The 18,681-nt window shown below is 63.7% G+C and carries 17 protein-coding genes; 15 read left to right on the top strand and 2 right to left on the bottom strand.

The window, feature by feature from the left end; translation table 11 throughout:
• Positions 1–11 precede the first annotated feature (11 nt).
• A complete protein-coding gene (locus tag NCS58_RS08410; RefSeq protein ID WP_035501024.1) occupies positions 12–836 on the top strand; it encodes an ABC transporter permease in 825 nt (274 codons plus the stop codon).
• 268 nt (positions 837–1,104) lie between these two features.
• Positions 1,105–2,079, top strand: coding sequence for a glycosyltransferase family 9 protein (locus NCS58_RS08405; protein WP_250476709.1), 975 nt, complete (start codon positions 1,105–1,107; stop codon positions 2,077–2,079).
• A 5-nt stretch (positions 2,080–2,084) separates the two neighbouring features.
• Here NCS58_RS08405 and NCS58_RS08400 read toward each other — a convergent pair whose 3' ends face one another.
• Positions 2,085–3,059, bottom strand: coding sequence for an NADPH:quinone oxidoreductase family protein (locus NCS58_RS08400; RefSeq protein WP_250538221.1), 975 nt, complete (start codon positions 3,057–3,059; stop codon positions 2,085–2,087).
• 121 nt (positions 3,060–3,180) lie between these two features.
• On the opposite strand from NCS58_RS08400, the gene surE reads away from it, so the two are divergent.
• The 6 genes from surE (at position 3,181) to rlmD (ending at position 9,389) form a co-directional block, all read left to right on the top strand.
• Positions 3,181–3,939, top strand: coding sequence for a 5'/3'-nucleotidase SurE (gene surE, locus NCS58_RS08395; protein WP_061120359.1), 759 nt, complete (start codon positions 3,181–3,183; stop codon positions 3,937–3,939).
• Positions 3,936–5,015: a protein-L-isoaspartate(D-aspartate) O-methyltransferase gene (locus NCS58_RS08390; protein WP_250538220.1), complete on the top strand. Its 1,080-nt coding sequence runs from the start codon at positions 3,936–3,938 to the stop codon at positions 5,013–5,015. Before surE ends, NCS58_RS08390 begins: the two co-directional genes overlap by 4 nt.
• 4 nt (positions 5,016–5,019) lie before the next feature.
• On the top strand, positions 5,020–5,976 hold the full coding sequence (locus tag NCS58_RS08385; RefSeq protein ID WP_061120358.1) for a peptidoglycan DD-metalloendopeptidase family protein: 957 nt from the start codon (positions 5,020–5,022) through the stop codon (positions 5,974–5,976).
• Between the two features lie 12 nt (positions 5,977–5,988).
• On the top strand, positions 5,989–7,086 hold the full coding sequence (rpoS, locus tag NCS58_RS08380) for an RNA polymerase sigma factor RpoS (protein ID WP_061120357.1): 1,098 nt from the start codon (positions 5,989–5,991) through the stop codon (positions 7,084–7,086).
• Positions 7,087–7,128: 42 nt separating this feature from the next.
• A complete protein-coding gene (locus NCS58_RS08375) occupies positions 7,129–7,905 on the top strand; it encodes a 3'-5' exonuclease (RefSeq protein WP_061120356.1) in 777 nt (258 codons plus the stop codon).
• 68 nt (positions 7,906–7,973) lie between these two features.
• Entirely contained in the window at positions 7,974–9,389 is a 1,416-nt protein-coding gene (rlmD, locus tag NCS58_RS08370; protein ID WP_409241815.1) for a 23S rRNA (uracil(1939)-C(5))-methyltransferase RlmD, read from the top strand.
• A gap of 77 nt (positions 9,390–9,466) precedes the next feature.
• Here the strand turns inward: rlmD and NCS58_RS08365 are convergent, their stop codons facing one another.
• On the bottom strand, positions 9,467–10,165 hold the full coding sequence (locus tag NCS58_RS08365; RefSeq protein ID WP_061120354.1) for a Bax inhibitor-1/YccA family protein: 699 nt from the start codon (positions 10,163–10,165) through the stop codon (positions 9,467–9,469).
• 338 nt (positions 10,166–10,503) lie between these two features.
• On the opposite strand from NCS58_RS08365, the gene ndk reads away from it, so the two are divergent.
• The 7 genes from ndk to bamB all read left to right on the top strand — a co-directional run bounded on the left by ndk (position 10,504) and on the right by bamB (position 18,338).
• Positions 10,504–10,929 (top strand): nucleoside-diphosphate kinase, encoded by a 426-nt coding sequence (ndk, locus tag NCS58_RS08360; protein WP_061120353.1) that lies wholly within the window; start codon positions 10,504–10,506, stop codon positions 10,927–10,929.
• Between the two features lie 149 nt (positions 10,930–11,078).
• A complete protein-coding gene (gene rlmN, locus NCS58_RS08355; RefSeq protein ID WP_250476772.1) occupies positions 11,079–12,221 on the top strand; it encodes a 23S rRNA (adenine(2503)-C(2))-methyltransferase RlmN in 1,143 nt (380 codons plus the stop codon).
• Between the two features lie 183 nt (positions 12,222–12,404).
• Complete coding sequence (locus NCS58_RS08350; protein WP_250476707.1) at positions 12,405–13,508, top strand: RodZ domain-containing protein; 1,104 nt, start codon at positions 12,405–12,407, stop codon at positions 13,506–13,508.
• 134 nt (positions 13,509–13,642) lie between these two features.
• Positions 13,643–14,971 carry a flavodoxin-dependent (E)-4-hydroxy-3-methylbut-2-enyl-diphosphate synthase gene (ispG, locus tag NCS58_RS08345; RefSeq protein ID WP_250476706.1) on the top strand — a complete coding sequence of 443 codons (1,329 nt, stop codon included), beginning with the start codon at positions 13,643–13,645 and terminating at the stop codon, positions 14,969–14,971.
• A 6-nt stretch (positions 14,972–14,977) separates the two neighbouring features.
• On the top strand, positions 14,978–16,327 hold the full coding sequence (gene hisS, locus NCS58_RS08340; RefSeq protein ID WP_061120350.1) for a histidine--tRNA ligase: 1,350 nt from the start codon (positions 14,978–14,980) through the stop codon (positions 16,325–16,327).
• A gap of 102 nt (positions 16,328–16,429) precedes the next feature.
• Positions 16,430–17,059, top strand: a complete 630-nt coding sequence (locus NCS58_RS08335; protein WP_061120349.1) for a tetratricopeptide repeat protein — start codon at positions 16,430–16,432, stop codon at positions 17,057–17,059.
• A 133-nt stretch (positions 17,060–17,192) separates the two neighbouring features.
• Positions 17,193–18,338: an outer membrane protein assembly factor BamB gene (gene bamB / locus NCS58_RS08330; RefSeq protein ID WP_250538219.1), complete on the top strand. Its 1,146-nt coding sequence runs from the start codon at positions 17,193–17,195 to the stop codon at positions 18,336–18,338.
• The last annotated feature ends 343 nt before the right edge of the window (positions 18,339–18,681 follow it).

Raw genomic sequence — 18,681 nt, 5'->3', positions numbered from 1 at the left:
ACAATACGATCATGTGGAACAAGCTGCGCCCGAATCGAGCAAATCTCATCGTGTGGCAATGGCTGTTGCTGCTCGCGTGCTTCGTGCTGTGGTACGCGCTGACGAGCCCGACGCTCCTGCCGCCTTTCTATTTCGACGACGCCAACAAGGCCGCATTCTTCTTCGGCGAGCCGCAGAAGGTGCTCGTGCGCATATGGGAATGGTTCACGGGCGGCGAAATCTACATCCACTTGTGGGTGACGCTGATCGAGACGGTGCTTGCGTTCGTGATCGGCACCGTATTCGGGCTGGGCGTGGGTCTGTGGCTCGCGCTCGCGCCCACGACGAGCGCGCTTCTCGATCCCTACATCAAGGCCGCCAACTCGATGCCGCGCGTGATTCTCGCGCCGATCTTCGCGGTGTGGTTCGGACTGGGCATCTGGTCGAAGGTCGCGCTCGGCGTGACGCTCGTGTTTTTCATCGTGTTCTTCAACGTCTATCAGGGCGTGAAGGAAGTCAGCCCGGTCGTGCTCGCCAATGCGCGCATGCTCGGCGCGAATCGCAAGCAACTGTTGCGGTATGTCTATTTGCCGAGTGCGACTAGCTGGGTGTTTTCGAGCCTGCATACGTCGGTGGGGCTCGCCTTCGTCGGCTCGGTCGTGGGTGAGTATCTCGGCTCGGCGCGCGGCGTCGGCTATCTGATCCTTCAGGCCGAAGGCACGTTCGACATCAACACGGTGTTCGCCGGAATACTCGTGCTGACCGCGTTCGCGCTCGTGCTCGACGGCCTCGTCGCGCTCGTCGAGCGACGGCTCATGAAGTGGCAGCCGAAGAGCGGCGAGACCGAGAAGCTCTGAAGCGCCGTGACGCGTTCGATCGTGAATACGCGGTAACACGCGGCGGACCGTGTTCAGGCGTTCCGTTATGGCAGGACACTGCCGATCTCGCTATGATGCTCCGCTGACCAGGCGTCGTACGGCGGGTCGCAAGAGATTCGCCATGATTCCGGGTGAATAAGCGCCAGCGCACATCAAGTCGTAACGCAAGCCGGGCGACACTCCGTAGTCGGGCGCCGTTGCGCGGTATCAGCGCGGCGCTCATCCGCGCGATCCCGCGAGAACAAGAATGAAACTGCGAACTGACAGTTCGATTGCGGTGGTATTGCCATCGCCGATCGGTGACAGCCTCATCGGGCTCGTCCTCGTCGATAATCTCATCCGCAACGGATATCGGCCCGTCGTGTTCGGCTGGGTCGCGGAGCAGCTCGCAGAATGGTTTCCGCAAGTGACCGTCGGGCGGCGCGACGCCTGGCAGGGCGTGTTCGACACGGTGATCGAGCTTCGGCCGACCGACTATGCATCGGCGCTGAGCCGTTCGGGCAAGACGATCTGTCTCGCCACGCTGCCGGAATACGGCGGCTCGAAGCACATGTTGGACCGCATCGTCGATATCGCGACGAACGTGCTGGGACTCGCCGATGTGACGCGCTCGAATGGCCTCGTCGTGCCGGCTGGCGTCATGCGAGGGCGCTTCTCCAATCGTGTCGTCATCCACCCGACCGGTAGCCATCCCGAAAAGATGTGGCGCCGCGAGAAGTTCATTGCGCTGTCGCGTGTGCTCGTGCGCCGCAAATTCCAGCCGAGCTTTCTCGTCGCACCGTCGGAGATGGATGCCCGGGGCGAAATCGCCGACGAAGGATGCGAAGTCAACGCGCTGCCGCAGTTGAGCGAGGTTGCGGCATGGATCGCCGAGTCGTCGTGGTTCATCGGCAATGATTCGGGTCTTGGCCATCTCGCGTCGTGCATCGGCGTGCCCACGCTTTCGCTTTTCATGCGCCAGGGGCTCGCGCGCTCGTGGCGTCCCGGCTGGGGGCCGGGCGCGGTCGTGCTGGCGCCTTCCTTTCTGCCCTTCGGCGGCCTTCGCGAGCGGTTGTGGCAACGCCTGCTTACCGTGCGGCGTGTGATGTCCGCGTTCCTGAGACTGCACGGCAAGCATGCGCGCGCGATGCACCACTATTCGGCGGCCGATTTCAGCGATGCCCAGAAACCCCCGGCGACCCGCGTCGGCCTGCTGCCCGGCGCGCGATCGCGCCGCGTCTAGGCGCGTTACGGCTCGATCACGATCTTGCCCGTCACGCGCCGGTTCATCATGTCGTCGAGGGCGCGTGGCGTGTCGTCGAGTGAGTAGCGCTTCGTGACGACCGGGCGTAGCTTGCCTGTCTTGATCCAATCGACCATCGTCGCGAATTCCTGATCGGCGAGCGCGTGCTCGCGCTGCATGTGACCGCCCCAGAACACGCCCACGATACTCGCGCCTTTCAGCAGCGCGAGGTTGAGCGGCAACTTCGGAATCTCGCCATTCGCGAAGCCGACAACCAGATACCGCCCGCGCCAGCCGATGCTTCGAAACGCGGGCTCCGCATACACGCCGCCCACAGGATCGAAGATGACATCCGGCCCGTTGCCGCCGGAGAGCGCCTTGATGCGCTCGCGCAGATCCTCTTTCGCGTAATCGACGACGTCGTCCGCGCCCTGCTCGCGGCAGAACGCGAGCTTCTCCGCGCTCGACGCCGCAGCGATCACGCGCGCGCCGATAATCTTGCCGATCTGAATCGCCGCAATGCCGACGCCGCCCGCCGCTCCCAGTACGAGCAGCGTGTCGCCGGCCTTGAGCTGGCCGCGATCGACGAGCGCGTGATACGAGGTGCCGTAAGCGAGCGTGAAAGCGGCGGCGTCGGCGAGATCGACATCAGCGGGCAAGGCGATGCAATCCGCTTCCTTCGCGCGCGCCTGTTCGGCGAACGCGCCCTGCGCGGTGTAGGCGGCCACGCGCATGCCGGGCGACAGGCGCGTGACGCCGGCGCCCACTTCGCGCACAATGCCCGCGAACTCCGCACCGGGCGTGAACGGCAGAGGCGGCTTGAACTGATATTTGTTCTGGATGATGAGCACGTCGGGGAAGTTCACACTCGCCGCTTTCACGTCGATGACGACTTCGCCTGCTTCCGGATGCAGGTCGGGTAGCGTCTCGATCGAAAGGGTGTCGGGTAATCCGTGTTCGTTGCATCGTACGGCGCGCATATCGTCTCCTTGGCGGGGTCTCGTGCAAAGCGTTGAAACCGGCTCAGTGTAGGGCAGGGACGACGTCGGGAGCGAGCCTGTGAGTCGTCGTCGCGCCACTTTCCTCGGTTACAATCGTCGGATGCGAATCCTACTCAGCAACGACGACGGTTATCTGGCGCGCGGCATCAATGTGCTGCACGAGGTCCTGCAGCCGCTCGGCGAAGTGACGGTGATGGCGCCCGAGCAAAACTGCAGCGGCTCGTCCAACTCACTTACGCTGTCGCGGCCCCTGAGCGTGCATCAGGCGCCGAACGGTTTCAACTTCGTGAACGGGACGCCGACCGATTCCGTGCACATTGCGCTCACCGGCATGCTCGAACATCGGCCTGATCTCGTGGTGTCGGGCATCAACAACGGGCAGAACGTCGGCGAGGACACGCTGTACTCGGGCACGGTCGCGGCCGCGACCGAAGGCTTTATGTTCGGCATTCCGGCGATCGCGTTTTCGCTCGTCGGCCGCGACTGGCTTCATCTCGAAGACGCGGCGCGCGTTGCTGCCGAGATCGTCGCGCATTTTCTCGAGCATCCGATGCCGGGCCATCCGTTGCTGAACGTGAATATCCCGAGCCTGCCGTACGATCAGCTCGGCCCGTGGACCGTGACGCGTCTCGGCAAGCGTCATCCGTCGCAGCCGGTGATTCGCCAGAGCGATCCGCGCGGCAACCCGATCTACTGGATCGGCCCATCGGGCGACGCACTCGACGCGAGCGAAGGCACAGATTTCCACGCCGTCGCGAACGGCCTGGTCTCGATCACGCCGCTGCAACTCGATCTGACGCATACGAAGCTCATGACCGAAACGCGCGAATGGGCGCGAGCCGGGAGCGGTCGCACATGAGCGACGAGCGCGCCAAGCGCTTTCCGCTGGCGCTTGCGGATCTGGTTCGCGAGCCGCGCAAGCCCGCGAACCGTCCGCAGGATTCTCGCGCCAGGCAAGCCGCCGCTTCGGCACCGAAGCCGGCGCCCGCGCAACCGGCGAAGCCGGGGGCAACGCGCGCGGCGAACGCGCCGATGAAGAATCCCGCGACCGCAGCTGCGTCCGCGAAACCGGCCACCTCCGTTTTTCCGGTGCGCTCTGCCGCGAAGCCCGCAATTGGCGCAGCGAAACCGGTTCCGTCCGCAAGCAAGGGCGCGACGACGCATCATGTATCTCACGCACCGCGCGCGAACGCATTGCGTCCGGCGGCGCGTCCCGCCGAGCGTGACCTGAGCGCCGCCGCGACCGCGCCGAAAAAGGGCGCGCCCAATGTCGCGCTGGCGAGCACGCAGACGCTCACATCGGAACGGGTGCGCGAGCGCATGGTCGAACGGCTGCGATCGAACGGCGTGACCGATCCGCGCGTGCTCAACGCCATGTCGGTGGTGCCGCGCCACATGTTCGTCGATCCGGGGCTTGCGGCGCAGGCTTACGAAGATGCCGCGCTGCCGATCGGCCATCACCAGACCATCTCGAAGCCGTCCGTCGTGGCGCGCATGATCGAGCTGGTCGCGACGGGGCGCGCATTGAACAAGGTGCTGGAGATCGGCACCGGTTGCGGCTATCAGGCGGCGGTGCTGTCGCAGGTAGCCGATGAGGTTTATTCGATCGAGCGCGTGCGACCGTTGTCGGAGCGCGCGAAGCTCAACCTTCGGCCGCTGCGCGTGCCGAACATCAGGCTGCATTACGGCGACGGCCGCCTGGGCTTGCCCGCCGCCGCGCCCTTCGACGCCATCGTGATCGCCTGCGCGGGCCTCGACGTGCCGCAGGCTCTGCTCGATCAACTGGCCGTGGGCGGCAAGCTTGTCGCGCCGGTCGGATCGCAGGCCGCGCAATCGCAGGTGCTGACGCTCGTCACGCGCGTGTCGGCGACGCAATGGCGGGAAGCGCAGCTCGATCGCGTCTTTTTTGTACCCTTAAAATCCGGAGTGATTTGACCCGATGAGTATCCTGCGTGCTTTGCAAGAGGGAAGTGCAGGCCAACGCCTGAGCGCGGCGCAGCGCGGCGTGTGTGTGCTGGCGTTGTCCGCGTTGGCGGCGTGTTCTACGCGCATGGACATGGCGCCGGTCGTCGACAGAACGGGCGCGCCCATCAGCACGACGGCGGCCCAGACCCCGGACAACGGTCCGCCGCCGCCGGGCTATTACCGTGTGAAACCGGGCGACACCCTATATCGGATCGCACTGGAAAACGGTCAGAATTATCACGACATCGCGACGTGGAATAACCTGACCAACCCGAATCAGATTGAAGTCGGCCAGCTGATGCGCGTGGCGCCTCCGGGTGCGAATGTCGCGGCGGCGACGCCCGGCGTGGCCACCGCGCCGATCGTAGGCGGCGGCGTGCAGACGCAGCCGCTCAACGGCGCGAACGGGTACGCGACGCCGCAGCCGGGCGCGACCGCGCAGCCGCCGTACTACGGTGCGAATTCGGGCATGGGCGCCACGCCTGGCGCTCCCGGTGCGGCGACGGGCGCGGCAGCGGCGCCCGGCGTGCCCGGCGCGGATGCGAACGCGACGGCGCCCACGGGCCAGCCGGCGTTTATCTGGCCTGCGCGAGGACCGATTCTCGGCACGTTCGATGACGCGAAGAACAAGGGTTTGAATATTGGCGGTGCGGTGGGAGATACGGTCAACGCATCGGCGGACGGCCGAGTGGTTTACTCCGGAAATGGGCTGCGCGGCTATGGCAATCTCATTATCATCAAACATGACGCGACTTTTCTCACCGCGTACGCACATAATCGCGCTTTGATGGTAAAAGAAGGGGACGCGGTAACTAAAGGGCAGAAGATCGCTGAGATGGGGAACAGCGATTCGGACCGCGTGATGTTGCATTTCGAAGTTCGCCGGCAGGGAAAACCTGTTGACCCACTGAAGTATTTGCCGCCGCAATAAAGCGAAACCATCATGCCAAAAACGAAGCGCCGCCTGCCGCAAGCCGAGACTGAGACGATCAGCCGACCTTTGCAAGTGTCGGTGGAGGACGGTGCTTCGACTCATGATGACGACATCGATAACGTCGATGTCGATGTCGACTCCGAGGAAGAAGGCGGCAGTCGCGGGAAGAGCAGCGACGAGCCGGGTGAAGGCGCAAACGATTCCGCACCGGACGCCGACGATTTCCGCTCGCTTCTGCAGGCCGAACTCACGGCCGACACTATTCAGCACTACCTGAATCGAATCAGCGTGAAGCCGCTGCTCACCGTCGAGGAAGAGCAGCGTTACTCACGGCTGGCGAAGGCGGGAGAATTCGAGGCGCGGCAGGTGATGATCGAGCGTAATCTGCGGCTCGTCGTCAGCATCGCGAAGGGTTATCTCAACCGCGGCGTGCCGTTGCTCGATCTGATCGAGGAAGGCAACCTGGGCCTCATGCACGCCATCGAGAAATTCGATCCGACGCGCGGCTTCCGGTTTTCGACCTACGCCACCTGGTGGATCCGGCAGAGCATCGAGCGCGCGATCATGAATCAGGCGCGCACGGTGCGGCTGCCAGTGCACGTGATCCGCGAACTCAATCAGGTGCTGCGCGCGAAGCGCCATCTGGAAAAAAATTCCGCCAATTCGAACGACAGCGTTGCGCCCGAACGGCGCGACGCGAGCATCGACGATATCGCGTATCTCACTGGCAAGACGCCGGAGGAAGTCACCGATATCCTCGCGCTCAACGAGCACACGGCTTCGCTCGACGCGCCGCTCGACCTCGACCCGGGCAGCAGCCTGCTCGACCTTCTCTCCGACGACCAGAGCCAGTCGCCGGACGCGGAAGTGCAGCATCGCGAGCTCGAATCGCTGACGCGCCTGTGGCTGTCGCGCCTGTCCGACAAACATCGGCATGTGATCGAGCGGCGCTTCGGCTTGAACCACATCGAGCCTGCGACGCTCGAAGAGCTCGCCGACGAAATGGGCCTCACGCGCGAGCGTGTGCGCCAGATCCAGCAAGAGGCGCTCGTGCGGCTCAAGCGCTTTTTTGCATCCAACGGTGTTCGCAAGGACGCCGTGCTTTAACGCTTTGGCGACGCCCGGCAGGGCGTCGCGCTCCAGGATTCAATGACTCCGATTCTCGTTTTCGACATCGAAACGATCCCCGATGTCGACGGCATTCGCCGTCTCGAAGATTTGCCAGACGATCTTTCCGACCGCGAGGTGGCCGAACATGCGTTCGAAGCGCGGCGCGAGCGCGTCGGCAACGACTTTCTGCCGCATCATCTGCAGCGCGTCGCGGCGATTTCCTGCGTGTTTCGCGACAACAGCGGCTTTCGCGTGCGCTCGCTCGGCACCACCGCCGACGGCGAGGCCGCGCTGATCCAGTCGTTCTATCGCGTGATCGAGAAGTACACGCCGCAACTCGTGTCATGGAACGGCGGCGGCTTCGATCTGCCCGTGCTCCACTACCGCGCGCTGGTGCACGGCATTGCGGCGCCGCGCTACTGGGATCTCGGTCAGGACGACCGCGAATTCAAGTTCAACAACTACATCAGCCGCTATCACATGCGGCACATCGACCTGATGGACGTGCTCGCGATGTATCAGGCGCGCGCCAACGCGCCGCTCGATGCGCTCGCAAAGCTGTGCGGCTTTCCCGGCAAGCTCGGCATGGACGGCGGCAAGGTCTGGGACGCGTATTGCGACGGCCAGATCGACGAAATCCGCAACTATTGCGAGACCGATGTCGTCAACACGTATCTGATGTACTGTCGTTTTCAGATGATGCGCGGCGGCTTCACGCCCGACGAATACACCGATGAAATCAACTTCGTGAAGAACGCGCTCGCGCAGGAATCGTCGCCGCATTGGGGCGAATATCTCGCGGCATTCGGGAAGTAGCCACGGCGGCGTGGTGACGTTCGTCTACAATCTCGCCTTTGCCCATTCGTTAGCCAGGAAGTACGCAGGTGTCTGAAGCCGCTCGAAAATCCCAGAATCGCCGCCGCGCCGCGCCGGCGAAGTTCGTTACCCCCGATCCCGACTTCGTCGCGCCCGAACTCGAAATCGAGTCGCTCGACATGGAAGCGCGCGGCGTCGGCCGCACGGTCAACGAGAACGGCGAGCCGGGCAAGGTCATCTTCGTCGAAGGTGCGCTGCCCGGCGAACGAGTGAGCTATTCGAGCTATCGCAGGAAGCCGAGCTTCGAGCAGGCGCAGGTAGTGAGCGTGCTGCGCGAGAGCGTGATCCGCGCGACGCCGAAGTGCCAGTTTTTCGGCACCTGCGGCGGCTGCTCGATGCAGCATCTCGACGTGCGCGCGCAGATCGCCGTGAAGCAGCGTGTGCTCGAAGACAACCTTCAACATCTGTCGAAACTGCGTGCGGAAACCATGTTCCGCCCAATTCACGGGCCGTCGTGGGGCTATCGTTATCGCGCGCGCCTGACCGTGCGGCACGTCGAGAAGAAGGGCGGCGTGCTGGTCGGCTTTCACGAGCGCAAGAGCAGCTATGTCGCCGATATGACGAGTTGCGAAGTGCTGCCGCCGCACGTTTCCGCGATGCTCGTGCCGCTGCGTCATCTGGTGGCGGGCTTGTCGATCCGTGACCGCATGCCGCAGATCGAACTCGCGGTCGGCTCGGACGTGACGGCGCTCGTGCTGCGCATCCTGGAGCCGCTGACCGAAGCCGACGAAGCGCTGTTGCGCGTCTTCGCCGACGAACACGACGTTCAATGGTGGCTCCAGCCGAAGGGGCCGGACACCGTCTATCCGTTCTATCCGCTCGATCGCGAACTGGCTTACACGCTGCCGGAATTCAATATCCGCATGCCGTTCAAGCCGACCGATTTCACGCAGGTCAATCACCAGATCAATCGCGTGCTGGTGAGCCGGGCGCTCAGCCTGCTCGCGGCGAGAAAGTCGGATCGCGTGCTGGATCTGTTCTGTGGCATCGGCAACTTCACGCTGCCGCTCGCACGCGTGTCGCGCGAAGTCGTCGGAATCGAAGGCAGCGAGGCGCTGACAGCGCGCGCGCTGGAAAACGCGAAGGCGAACGGCGTCGACGGGCACACGTCGTTCGCGTGCCGCAATCTGTTCGAAGTCACCGCGGACGATCTGCGCGCGCTCGGCCGCTTCGACAAATTCCTCATCGATCCGCCGCGCGAAGGCGCGCTCGCCGTTTCGAAGGCGCTCGCGGACATCGCTCAGTCCGGCGACGGCCCGTTGCCGGAACGCATCGTCTATGTGTCGTGCAACCCGGCCACACTCGCTCGCGACGCCGGCCTGCTCGTTCACGAAGCGGGTTACCGGATGAAGGGCGCCGGCGTGGTGAACATGTTTCCGCACACGTCGCACGTCGAGTCAATCGCGTTATTCGAGCGCGACTGAGCGGGCCGCTGAGGCTTCAGACACAAAAAAACCGGCCCGCAGGCCGGTTTTTCGTTGCTACGGTTCGAAACCGCCGATCAGTTGCGGTTGCCGCCGAAGATGCCGAGCAGCGCCAACAGGTTCGTGAACACGTTGTACAGGTCGAGGTAGATAGCGAGCGTCGCGCTGATGTAGTTCGTCTCGCCGCCGTTCACCACGCGCTGAACGTCGAACAGCATGTATGCCGAGAAGATCACGATGGCCAGTACGGAGATCGTCATCATCAGGGCCGGCAACTGCAGGAAGATGTTCGCGAACGCGGCGAGCAGAATGACGATCACGCCCATGAACAGGAACTTGCCGAGGCCCGAGAAATCACGCTTGCTGACGGTGGCGATGGTCGCCATTGCGGCGAAGATCACGCCGGTGCCGCCGAAAGCCATCATGATGAGCTGTGGCCCGTTCGAAAAGCCGAGAATGAAGCTCAGAAGGCGCGAGAGCATCAAGCCCATGAAGAACGTAAAGCCGAGCAGGACGACCACGCCCATGCCGCTGTCCTTCGTTTTCTCGATCGCGAACATGAAGCCGAATGCGATCGCGAGGAATGCGATGAAGCTCATCGCCGGGCTGGTGGCCGCGAACAGCGAGAAGCCCGTCGCGACGCCGACCCATGCGCCGAGCACCGTCGGCACCATCGAGAGCGCGAGCAGCCAGTAGGTGTTGCGCAGCACGCGGTTGCGCACCTCGACCGAGGTGACGCTGCCATTACGGCCAAAGCTGTAGGGTGATTCGTTCATGGTTTCTCCTTGCTCCAATTGTCTGTCGTTCGGTCTTCCCGCGACATTCGTCACACACGAATGATAAGGTGCGCGGACTTAAGCCAGTATGAGGATCACTTTGGTGCGTACGCCGGAAGGCGGGGTTCCCGTCGCAACGCAACGTTCGGCTCCAATATGGCCCCGGCACGCGCCGAATTCAATAGTTCCAAAGGCTGATTCGGCCGTTCGAACGGTTAAGTCCTCGCTGGATTTGATCCTTACGGCGTCGTAAGGTTTCAATCGCAATCATACCTTGCTTCGTGCTACAATTGTCGATTCGTTTTAATCCGTAAACCGTTCATTATTTGGAGTTTTTCATGGCGATCGAGCGCACCCTGTCGATTATTAAGCCGGACGCGGTAGCAAAGAACGTTATCGGCCAGATCTACAGCCGTTTCGAGAACGCAGGTTTGAAGATCATTGCGTCGCGCATGGTTCATCTGTCGCGCGCCGACGCGGAAAAGTTTTATGCCGTGCACGCTGCGCGTCCGTTCTTCAAGGACCTCGTGGAGTTCATGATTTCCGGCCCGGTCGTGATTCAGGTGCTGGAAGGCGAAAACGCGATTGCCAAGCATCGCGACCTGATGGGCGCGACCGACCCGAAGAAGGCGGACAAGGGCACGATCCGCGCCGACTTCGCCGACAGCATCGACGCTAACGCCGTGCACGGTTCGGACGCTCCGGAAACGGCGCGCCAGGAAGTCTCGTTCTTCTTCCCGGAAGTGAACGTCTACTCGCGTTAATTTTCGCGTTGTACCGCGCGCCGGTCTGTTGGCCGTCGCGCGCATCGCGCCTCGACGCAAAAATAGCAGTAAGAAAGCAGCAGAAATTGGCGCGAACGGTCCCGGGCGACACAGGCCGGGCTTCGCAATCTGAAATGGCAGAACTCGACATGACGAGCAGCACCACCGTCAATCTTCTCGATCTGGACGCCGCCGGGCTCACCGCGTACTGCGCGAGCCTGGGCGAAAAGCCGTTTCGCGCCAAGCAATTGCAGCGCTGGATCCATCAATACGGTGCCGACGACTTCGACGGCATGACGGATCTCGCGAAATCGCTGCGCGAGAAACTCAAGGGCCGCGCCAATATGGCGATGCCCGATATCATCAGCGACCATGTTTCCACCGACGGTACACGCAAGTGGCTGATCGACGTCGGCAATGGCAACGCGGTCGAAACCGTGTTCATCCCCGAAGAAACGCGCGGGACGCTGTGCGTTTCGTCGCAGGCGGGTTGCGCGGTGAACTGCCGTTTCTGTTCCACCGGCAAGCAGGGCTTCTCCCGCAATCTGACGACGGGCGAAATCATCGGCCAGTTGCGCATGGCGGAGTTCGCGTTGCGCAAGTCGCTCGGGCGCGAGGTCGGCGGTCCGGGCAAGGGCGAGCGCGTCGTCACGAACGTGGTGATGATGGGCATGGGCGAGCCGATGCTCAACTACGACGCCGTCGTGCCGGCCATGCGCCTGATGCTCGACGACAACGCCTACGGCCTGTCGCGCCGCCGCGTGACGCTGTCCACCTCCGGCGTCGTGCCGATGATGGACCGTCTCGCCGCCGATTTGCCCGTGGCGCTCGCGGTGTCGCTGCATGCGCCGAATGATCCGCTGCGCGACATGCTCGTGCCGCTGAACAAGAAGTACCCGTTGCGCGAATTGATGGCCGCGTGTCAGCGTTATCTGAAGGTCGCGCCGCGCGACTTCATCACGTTCGAATATTGCATGCTCGACGGCGTCAACGACACCGAAGCGCACGCGCGCGAACTGCTCGCCGTGACGCGCGACGTGCCGTGCAAGTTCAACCTCATTCCGTTCAATCCGTTCCCGGAATCGGGCCTGACGCGCTCCAAGAACGAGCAGATCAAGCGATTCGCGCAGGTTCTGATCGATGCGGGTGTCGTCACCACCGTGCGCAAGACGCGCGGGGACGATATCGACGCCGCCTGCGGGCAGCTCGCGGGTGCGGTGCAGGACCGCACGCGTCTTGCCGAACGCATGAGCCGTGCGGGCAGCAAAACGATCGAGGTGCGGGCGATCTGACGGTGTGTCAAAACTGAACAAGCCGCAGCGAAAAGGCGAAATGAGCGCCTGGATGCGGTACTAAAAGCCGAACATTTTGTTATAAAGCGGTCTGCAATGGCGCTGGAGTTGTATCGTTCACGTGGTTTTTGAACCGAAGAACGCAACAGCGCTATATGAAAGAAACGATGCGAGGAATTTGGCATGAGTGAGCCGCAGCACCCGACGCCTTTCGGCAGTCATTCCGGCAACCGGTCCGGCGGTCAGTACGACGGTCAGGCTGGCGCGGAAGGGGCGGCGTCGAATGCGAGCCAGGCTGGGCCTCTGGACTCGATACCGGCGGTTGGCGCGCGTCTCGCGCAGCTTCGCCAGGCGAAAGCATGGTCGATCGACGACGTCTCCGCGCGCCTCAAGGTGTCGCCGCCGAAATTGCTCGCGCTCGAAGCGGGCGATATCAGTCAGTTGCCTGACCGCACGTTTGCCGCGGGCATCGTGCGCAGTTACGCGAAAATTCTGGGTGCCGATCCGGCGCTCTTCACGCAGGCGTTCCGGCGCGATAGCGGTGACATCGAGCACAATCTGAAAGTGCCGGCGTCGGCAGGCACGGGTCTGCCGCGCGGGCGCGTGTCGGTGCCGCTCGGTAATTCGTCGGGTCGCAAGCGCTCGTGGATGTGGGGCGTACTGGCCATCATCGCCGTCCTGGTGGCGCTCGTCATGTGGCATACCGGCGGTGAATCGAGCAACTGGCTTGCACGCCTGAAAGCGACGACGGGCATGGGCTTGTCGTCGACGTCGCCGGCGACATCGAACGACTCTGCGGGCGCACCGTCTGCGCCGACCCCGGACGAGGCAGCCGCAGCGAACACGGGCGAAGCGTCGCTGCCCGAAGTGGCGGCGGCGCCCGGCGAGCAGCCGATGCCGCGTCCGCTCGGCACGAACGCGCTGCCGGCTTCGTCGTCGACGCTGTCCGCGGTGCAGGGCGCGAGCGCGCCGGCCGCATCGGCAGCGAAAACCGCGCCGGCGGTAGCGGTGGCGTCCGCGCCGGCCGTCTCGGGCGGCGGCTCGAGCGCAATCGAATTGAAAGTGAAGGAAGATAGCTGGTTCAGCGTGCGCGGCAAGGACGGCAAGGAACTCTTTTCCGGTCTCGTTCACGCGGGCAGCACACAGCGCGTGCAGGGCGAGGCGCCGTTCAAGGTGACCGTGGGCAACGTGAAGGGCGTCGAATCGTTGTCGGTCGACGACGAACCCGTCGATGCCAAGCGCTATTCATCCGCACGCGGAAACGTCGCGCGCCTCTCGCTGCCTTGAGTCGGCGAGGTCGATCGGTTCAGTGCGCGCCGGACAAGTCAGGGGCGTCACGGTGCAAGCCGTGACGCCCGTTTGAGGTTTCATCCACGCCACCCGGCGCCGCATCGGCGCCAAGGTTGCCAAAGGGTCTTTCGATGCAATCCGAAGCTCAATCCCTGATCAGCAGCAAGATTTGTTCGACCGAGCCGGTCTTCGGCGGTCCATTGACGCGCCGCGCATCGCACGCGGTCGATGTGCGCTGGGGCGGACAGCTCGTGACGATCGGCGGCGACGCGCCTGTGCGCGTCCAGTCGATGACCAACACCGACACCGCCGACGCGATCGGCACCGCCATCCAGATCAAGGAACTGGCGCAAGCCGGCTCCGAGCTCGTGCGCATCACGGTGAACACGCCCGAAGCGGCCGCCGCTGTGCCGCATATCCGTGAGCAGCTCGATCGCATGGGCGTGACCGTGCCGCTCGTCGGCGACTTTCATTACAACGGCCATCTGTTGCTGCGCGACTATCCCGCGTGCGCCGAAGCGCTGTCGAAGTACCGCATCAATCCGGGCAACGTCGGCCAGGGCGCGAAGCGCGACACGCAGTTCGCGCAAATGATCGAAGCCGCGATCAAATATGACAAGCCGGTGCGCATCGGCGTGAACTGGGGCAGTCTCGATCAGGATTTGCTCGCGCGCATGATGGACGAGAACGCGGCGCGTTCGACGCCGTGGGAACTGCAGAGCGTCATGTACGAGGCGCTGATTCAATCGGCGATCGGCTCCGCGGAACGCGCCGTCGAACTCGGTCTCGGCCGCGACAAGATCATCCTGTCGTGCAAGGTCAGCGGCGTGCAGGATCTGATCGCCGTGTACCGCGAACTCGCAAAGCGCTGCAGCTTCGCGTTGCACCTCGGCCTGACCGAAGCGGGCATGGGCTCGAAGGGTATCGTCGCGTCGACGGCGGCGCTTTCGGTGCTGCTGCAGGAGGGCATCGGCGACACCATCCGCATCTCGCTCACGCCCGAACCGGGCGGCGCGCGCACCGGCGAAGTCGTCGTCGGCCAGGAAATCCTGCAGACGATGGGCCTGCGTTCCTTCACGCCGATGGTCATCGCGTGCCCCGGCTGCGGCCGCACGACGAGCACGCTGTTCCAGGAGCTCGCCTCGCAGATTCAGACTTACCTGCGCAGCTCGATGCCGACCTGGCGCGACCAGTACCCGGGCGTGGAAAAGATGCACGTCGCGGTGATGGGCTGCATCGTCAACGGACCGGGCGAGTCCAAGCACGCGAACATCGGCATCAGCTTGCCGGGTTCGGGCGAAAATCCGGCGGCACCGGTGTTCATCGACGGCGTGAAGGTGAAGACGCTGCGCGGCGAACGCATCGCCGAGGAGTTCCAGCAAATCGTCAGCGATTATGTCGAGCGCACCTACGGGCAAGAAGCAGGCAAGCGTGAAGAGACGTCCACCGCAACCCTTTGAAGACAGATGACTGAACAGAAGAAACGGCTCGAGAAACTGAGCGGTGTGAAGGGCATGAACGACATCCTCCCGCAGGATGCCGCGTTGTGGGATTTCTTCGAAACCACCGTCAAGTCGATGCTGCGCGCATACGGCTATCAGAACATCCGCACGCCGATCGTCGAGCATACGCAGTTGTTCACACGCGGTATCGGCGAAGTGACCGATATCGTCGAGAAAGAGATGTACAGCTTCACGGATGCGCTCAACGGCGAGCATCTGACGATGCGGCCGGAGAACACCGCGGCGGTCGTGCGCGCGGTCATCGAGCACAACCTGCTTTACGACGGCCCGAAGCGCCTCTGGTACGTCGGCCCGATGTTCCGTCACGAACGTCCGCAGCGCGGGCGTTATCGCCAGTTCCATCAGGTCGGCGTGGAAGCGCTCGGCTTCGCGGGCCCGGATACGGACGCCGAGATCATCATGATGTGCCAGCGTCTCTGGGACGACCTCGGCCTCACCGGCATCCGCCTCGAACTCAATTCGCTCGGTCAGGCGGAGGAGCGGGCGGCGCATCGCAAGGAACTGATCGCGTATCTGGAGAAGCATGTCGATTCGCTCGATGAAGAAGCGAAACGCCGTCTCTATACGAACCCGCTTCGCGTGCTCGACACGAAGAATCCCGCGCTGCAGGAGATCGCGCAGAATGCGCCGAAGCTCGTCGATTTTCTCGGCGACGCGTCGCGCAAGCACTTCGAAGGCGTGCAGCGTCTGCTCAAAGCGAACAACATTCCGTTCACGATCAATCCTCGCCTCGTGCGCGGTCTCGACTATTACAACCTCACCGTGTTCGAGTGGGTCACCGACAAGCTCGGCGCGCAGGGCACGGTCGCGGGCGGCGGTCGCTACGATCCCCTCATCGAGCAGCTCGGCGGCAAGCCGACGGCCGCGTGCGGCTGGGCGATGGGCGTCGAGCGCATCCTCGAGTTGCTGAAGGAGGAACAACTCGTGCCCGAAGCCGAAGGCACGGATGTGTATGTCGTGCATCAGGGCGAAAAAGCGGCGGAGCACGCGTTCATCGTCGCCGAGCGTCTGCGCGATACGGGTCTAGACGTCATCCTGCATTGCAGCCCGGACGGCGCGTCCGCGAGCTTCAAGTCGCAGATGAAAAAGGCCGACGCGAGCGGCGCGGCCTTCGCGGTCGTGCTGGGCGAGGACGAGCTCGCACAAGGCATGATCGGCGTCAAACCGCTGCGTCGTTCGGGCGACGAAACATCCGACGGCCAAAAGAACGAGCAAGTGAACGTTCCGGCGGAAGACTTGACCGAATACCTAATCAATGCGATGGTTGCAACCGCCGATGACGAGGGTGCCTGAGTACAGGCACATTGCCGTGCGTCGCGTGCCGGATCGAACTGATCCGGGATCGCGCGCGGCGCTCGTTGAGGGAACTGAAACGCAGGAAGGAATAGCTGGACGATGAGCTATCACGACGAACAAGAATCACTTGAAAGCGTAAAGGCCTGGTGGGCCAAATGGGGTAACACCACGACGTGGATTGTGCTCGTGGCGCTCATCATTGGGGCCGGGTACAACGGATGGAATTTCTGGCAGCGCCGTCAGGCGGCCGAAGCGTCGGTGCTCTACGACCATCTTCAGCAGGCGGTAAACGCCAACGATCAGGCGCTGGTCACGCGCGTGGCGACGGACATGGAAGACAAGTTCGGCGGCACGGGCTACGCGCAGATGACCGCGCTCGCGGCCGCAAAGTCGCTTTACATGGCGGGCAACACGGCAGGTGCGAAGGCGCAACTGCAATGGGCCATCGATCACGCGAAGGATGACGAGTACAAGCAGATCGCGAAGCTGCGTCTCGCGCTCGTCCTGCTCGACGAGAAGAACTACGACGCGGGCCTGAAGCTGCTCGCGGATCAACCGCTCGATGCGTTCAAGGGCGTGATCGCGGATCGTCGCGGGGACCTGCTCGCGGCACAAGGCAAACGCGACGATGCGCGCGCAGCCTACAAGGTTGCCCTCGAGACGCTGCCCGAGAACGACACGTCCGCGCGTCAACTGGTTCAGTTCAAGCTCGATGCGCTCGGCGGCTGATCCGCATCGTTCCAATCGGTTTCGATCGATTTAGCACATCAGTCCATCAAGCCGCCCGCCACAGCGTCGCCATGCAGCGGCGCGTCGGTCGGCGCCGATCAACCCAATTCACCAATTCATGTTGCGTCCACCGATGACTTTTTTGAAACGCTACGCCGTGCCGCTCGCCTGCGCGACGACCGTCTTGTTGGCCGCTTGCTCGTCGACCAAGGATGAACGCCGCGTGCCGACACCGCTCGCGGACTTCAAGCCGGTGTTGAACGTCAATCAGACGTGGAAGGCGAGCGTCGGCAAGGCGGGCCGCTATCTGTTCTCGCCGGTCGCGGTCGGCGATTACGTCTTCGCCGCGGGCACGAACGGCACCGTCGCCAAGATCGACGCGAAGACCGGTCAGGACGTCTGGCGCACCAAGCTCAAGGACGATTTGTCCGCGGGTGTCGGCAGCGATGGCAATCTCACGGCAGTGGGCGGCCTGAAGGGCCAGGTCGACGTGCTCGGTGCCGACGGCAAGCTGTTGTGGACGGCCACGGCGCCCGGCGAGATCGTCTCGCCGCCGCTCGTCGGCAACGATCTCGTGATCGTGCGTACCATCGACGGCAAGGTCATCGCGTTCAGCGCGCAGACGGGCGAGCAGAAGTGGATCTTCCAGTTGCGCGCGGTGCCGCTGAACCTGCGGGTCGCGGCCGGCATGACGTTCGCCGGCAATCAGGCGGTGCTCGCGGGCTTCCCCGGCGGGACGTTCGCGGCGATCAACCTGCAGACGGGCGACGCCTACTGGCAGGCGCCGGTGTCGTATCCGAAGGGTGTGACCGAAGTCGAGCGCATCAACGACGTGACCGGCGCGCCGGGGCTCGTCGGTGCGCAGACCTGCGCGGTGACGTTCCAGGGCCGCATCGGTTGCTTCGATGCCAACTCGGGCCAGCCGGTGTGGGAAAAGAGCTTCTCGAGCGACAGCGGCCTCGCACAAGACGAGCAGATCGTCGCGGCGGGCGACGACTGGTCGGTCGTCAACGCGTTCCGCGCGGCGGACGGCTCGCAGGTCTGGAAGACGGATGCGTTGAAGAACCGGAGTGTCAGCGTGCCGTACATTCTGGGCCGTACGGTCGTCGTGGGCGATTATCAGGGCTTCGTGCATTTCCTGAACACCGAAAACGGCCAGCTCGTCGGCCGCGCACCGACCGACGGCAGCGCGATCACCGCGGCGCCTGTGCTGGCGGGCAGCACGCTCGTCGTTCAGACGCATGACGGCGACCTTTATGGTTTCCGACCGGGCAACTGAGTGAATGCAGGCCGCGGAGCGCGTGACATGCTCTTGCGGCCGTCAGCAGCAAGCGCGCCGTCGAGGTCCGGCGGTGCGGCAGGTTCGCCACCCACGACGAACCGCACGAGAAAGAAGCGTTGCGCCACGCGCGCATCGCGATAAAACCCGCCTGCAAAAGCAGGGTAGAAGAATGAGCGCGGCGCGCGAAGGTGCCGCGCAAGATGAGCCTCCAACGAGGCAAGACCGGCGCACGACCGCCGACGATCCGGCCGATCGACACGCCTCGCGTGCGGCAAGCCGAATCCATGCTAATTTTCGACAAGCGCAGCCATTGCGCGGCGTAGCGGAACGCAACGAGACG

It is taken from the genome of Caballeronia sp. INML3B, from assembly GCF_023631305.1.
Taxonomy (GTDB): Bacteria; Pseudomonadota; Gammaproteobacteria; order Burkholderiales; family Burkholderiaceae; genus Caballeronia; species Caballeronia turbans.
This window is presented reverse-complemented; position numbering and strand designations above follow the sequence as displayed.

Bases quoted from the DNA above. Each gene is read 5' to 3' on its own strand.
- NCS58_RS08400 (WP_250538221.1), bottom strand. From the start codon at position 3,059: ATGCGCGCCGTACGATGCAACGAACACGGATTACCCGACACCCTTTCG.
- surE (WP_061120359.1), top strand. From the start codon at position 3,181: ATGCGAATCCTACTCAGCAACGACGACGGTTATCTGGCGCGCGGCATC.
- ispG (WP_250476706.1), top strand. From the start codon at position 13,643: ATGCAATCCGAAGCTCAATCCCTGATCAGCAGCAAGATTTGTTCGACC.
- ndk (WP_061120353.1), top strand. From the start codon at position 10,504: ATGGCGATCGAGCGCACCCTGTCGATTATTAAGCCGGACGCGGTAGCA.
- NCS58_RS08405 (WP_250476709.1), top strand. From the start codon at position 1,105: ATGAAACTGCGAACTGACAGTTCGATTGCGGTGGTATTGCCATCGCCG.
- NCS58_RS08390 (WP_250538220.1), top strand. From the start codon at position 3,936: ATGAGCGACGAGCGCGCCAAGCGCTTTCCGCTGGCGCTTGCGGATCTG.
- NCS58_RS08375 (WP_061120356.1), top strand. From the start codon at position 7,129: ATGACTCCGATTCTCGTTTTCGACATCGAAACGATCCCCGATGTCGAC.
- NCS58_RS08335 (WP_061120349.1), top strand. From the start codon at position 16,430: ATGAGCTATCACGACGAACAAGAATCACTTGAAAGCGTAAAGGCCTGG.
- hisS (WP_061120350.1), top strand. From the start codon at position 14,978: ATGACTGAACAGAAGAAACGGCTCGAGAAACTGAGCGGTGTGAAGGGC.
- rpoS (WP_061120357.1), top strand. From the start codon at position 5,989: ATGCCAAAAACGAAGCGCCGCCTGCCGCAAGCCGAGACTGAGACGATC.
- NCS58_RS08385 (WP_061120358.1), top strand. From the start codon at position 5,020: ATGAGTATCCTGCGTGCTTTGCAAGAGGGAAGTGCAGGCCAACGCCTG.
- NCS58_RS08365 (WP_061120354.1), bottom strand. From the start codon at position 10,165: ATGAACGAATCACCCTACAGCTTTGGCCGTAATGGCAGCGTCACCTCG.
- rlmN (WP_250476772.1), top strand. From the start codon at position 11,079: ATGACGAGCAGCACCACCGTCAATCTTCTCGATCTGGACGCCGCCGGG.
- NCS58_RS08410 (WP_035501024.1), top strand. From the start codon at position 12: ATGTGGAACAAGCTGCGCCCGAATCGAGCAAATCTCATCGTGTGGCAA.
- NCS58_RS08350 (WP_250476707.1), top strand. From the start codon at position 12,405: ATGAGTGAGCCGCAGCACCCGACGCCTTTCGGCAGTCATTCCGGCAAC.
- bamB (WP_250538219.1), top strand. From the start codon at position 17,193: ATGACTTTTTTGAAACGCTACGCCGTGCCGCTCGCCTGCGCGACGACC.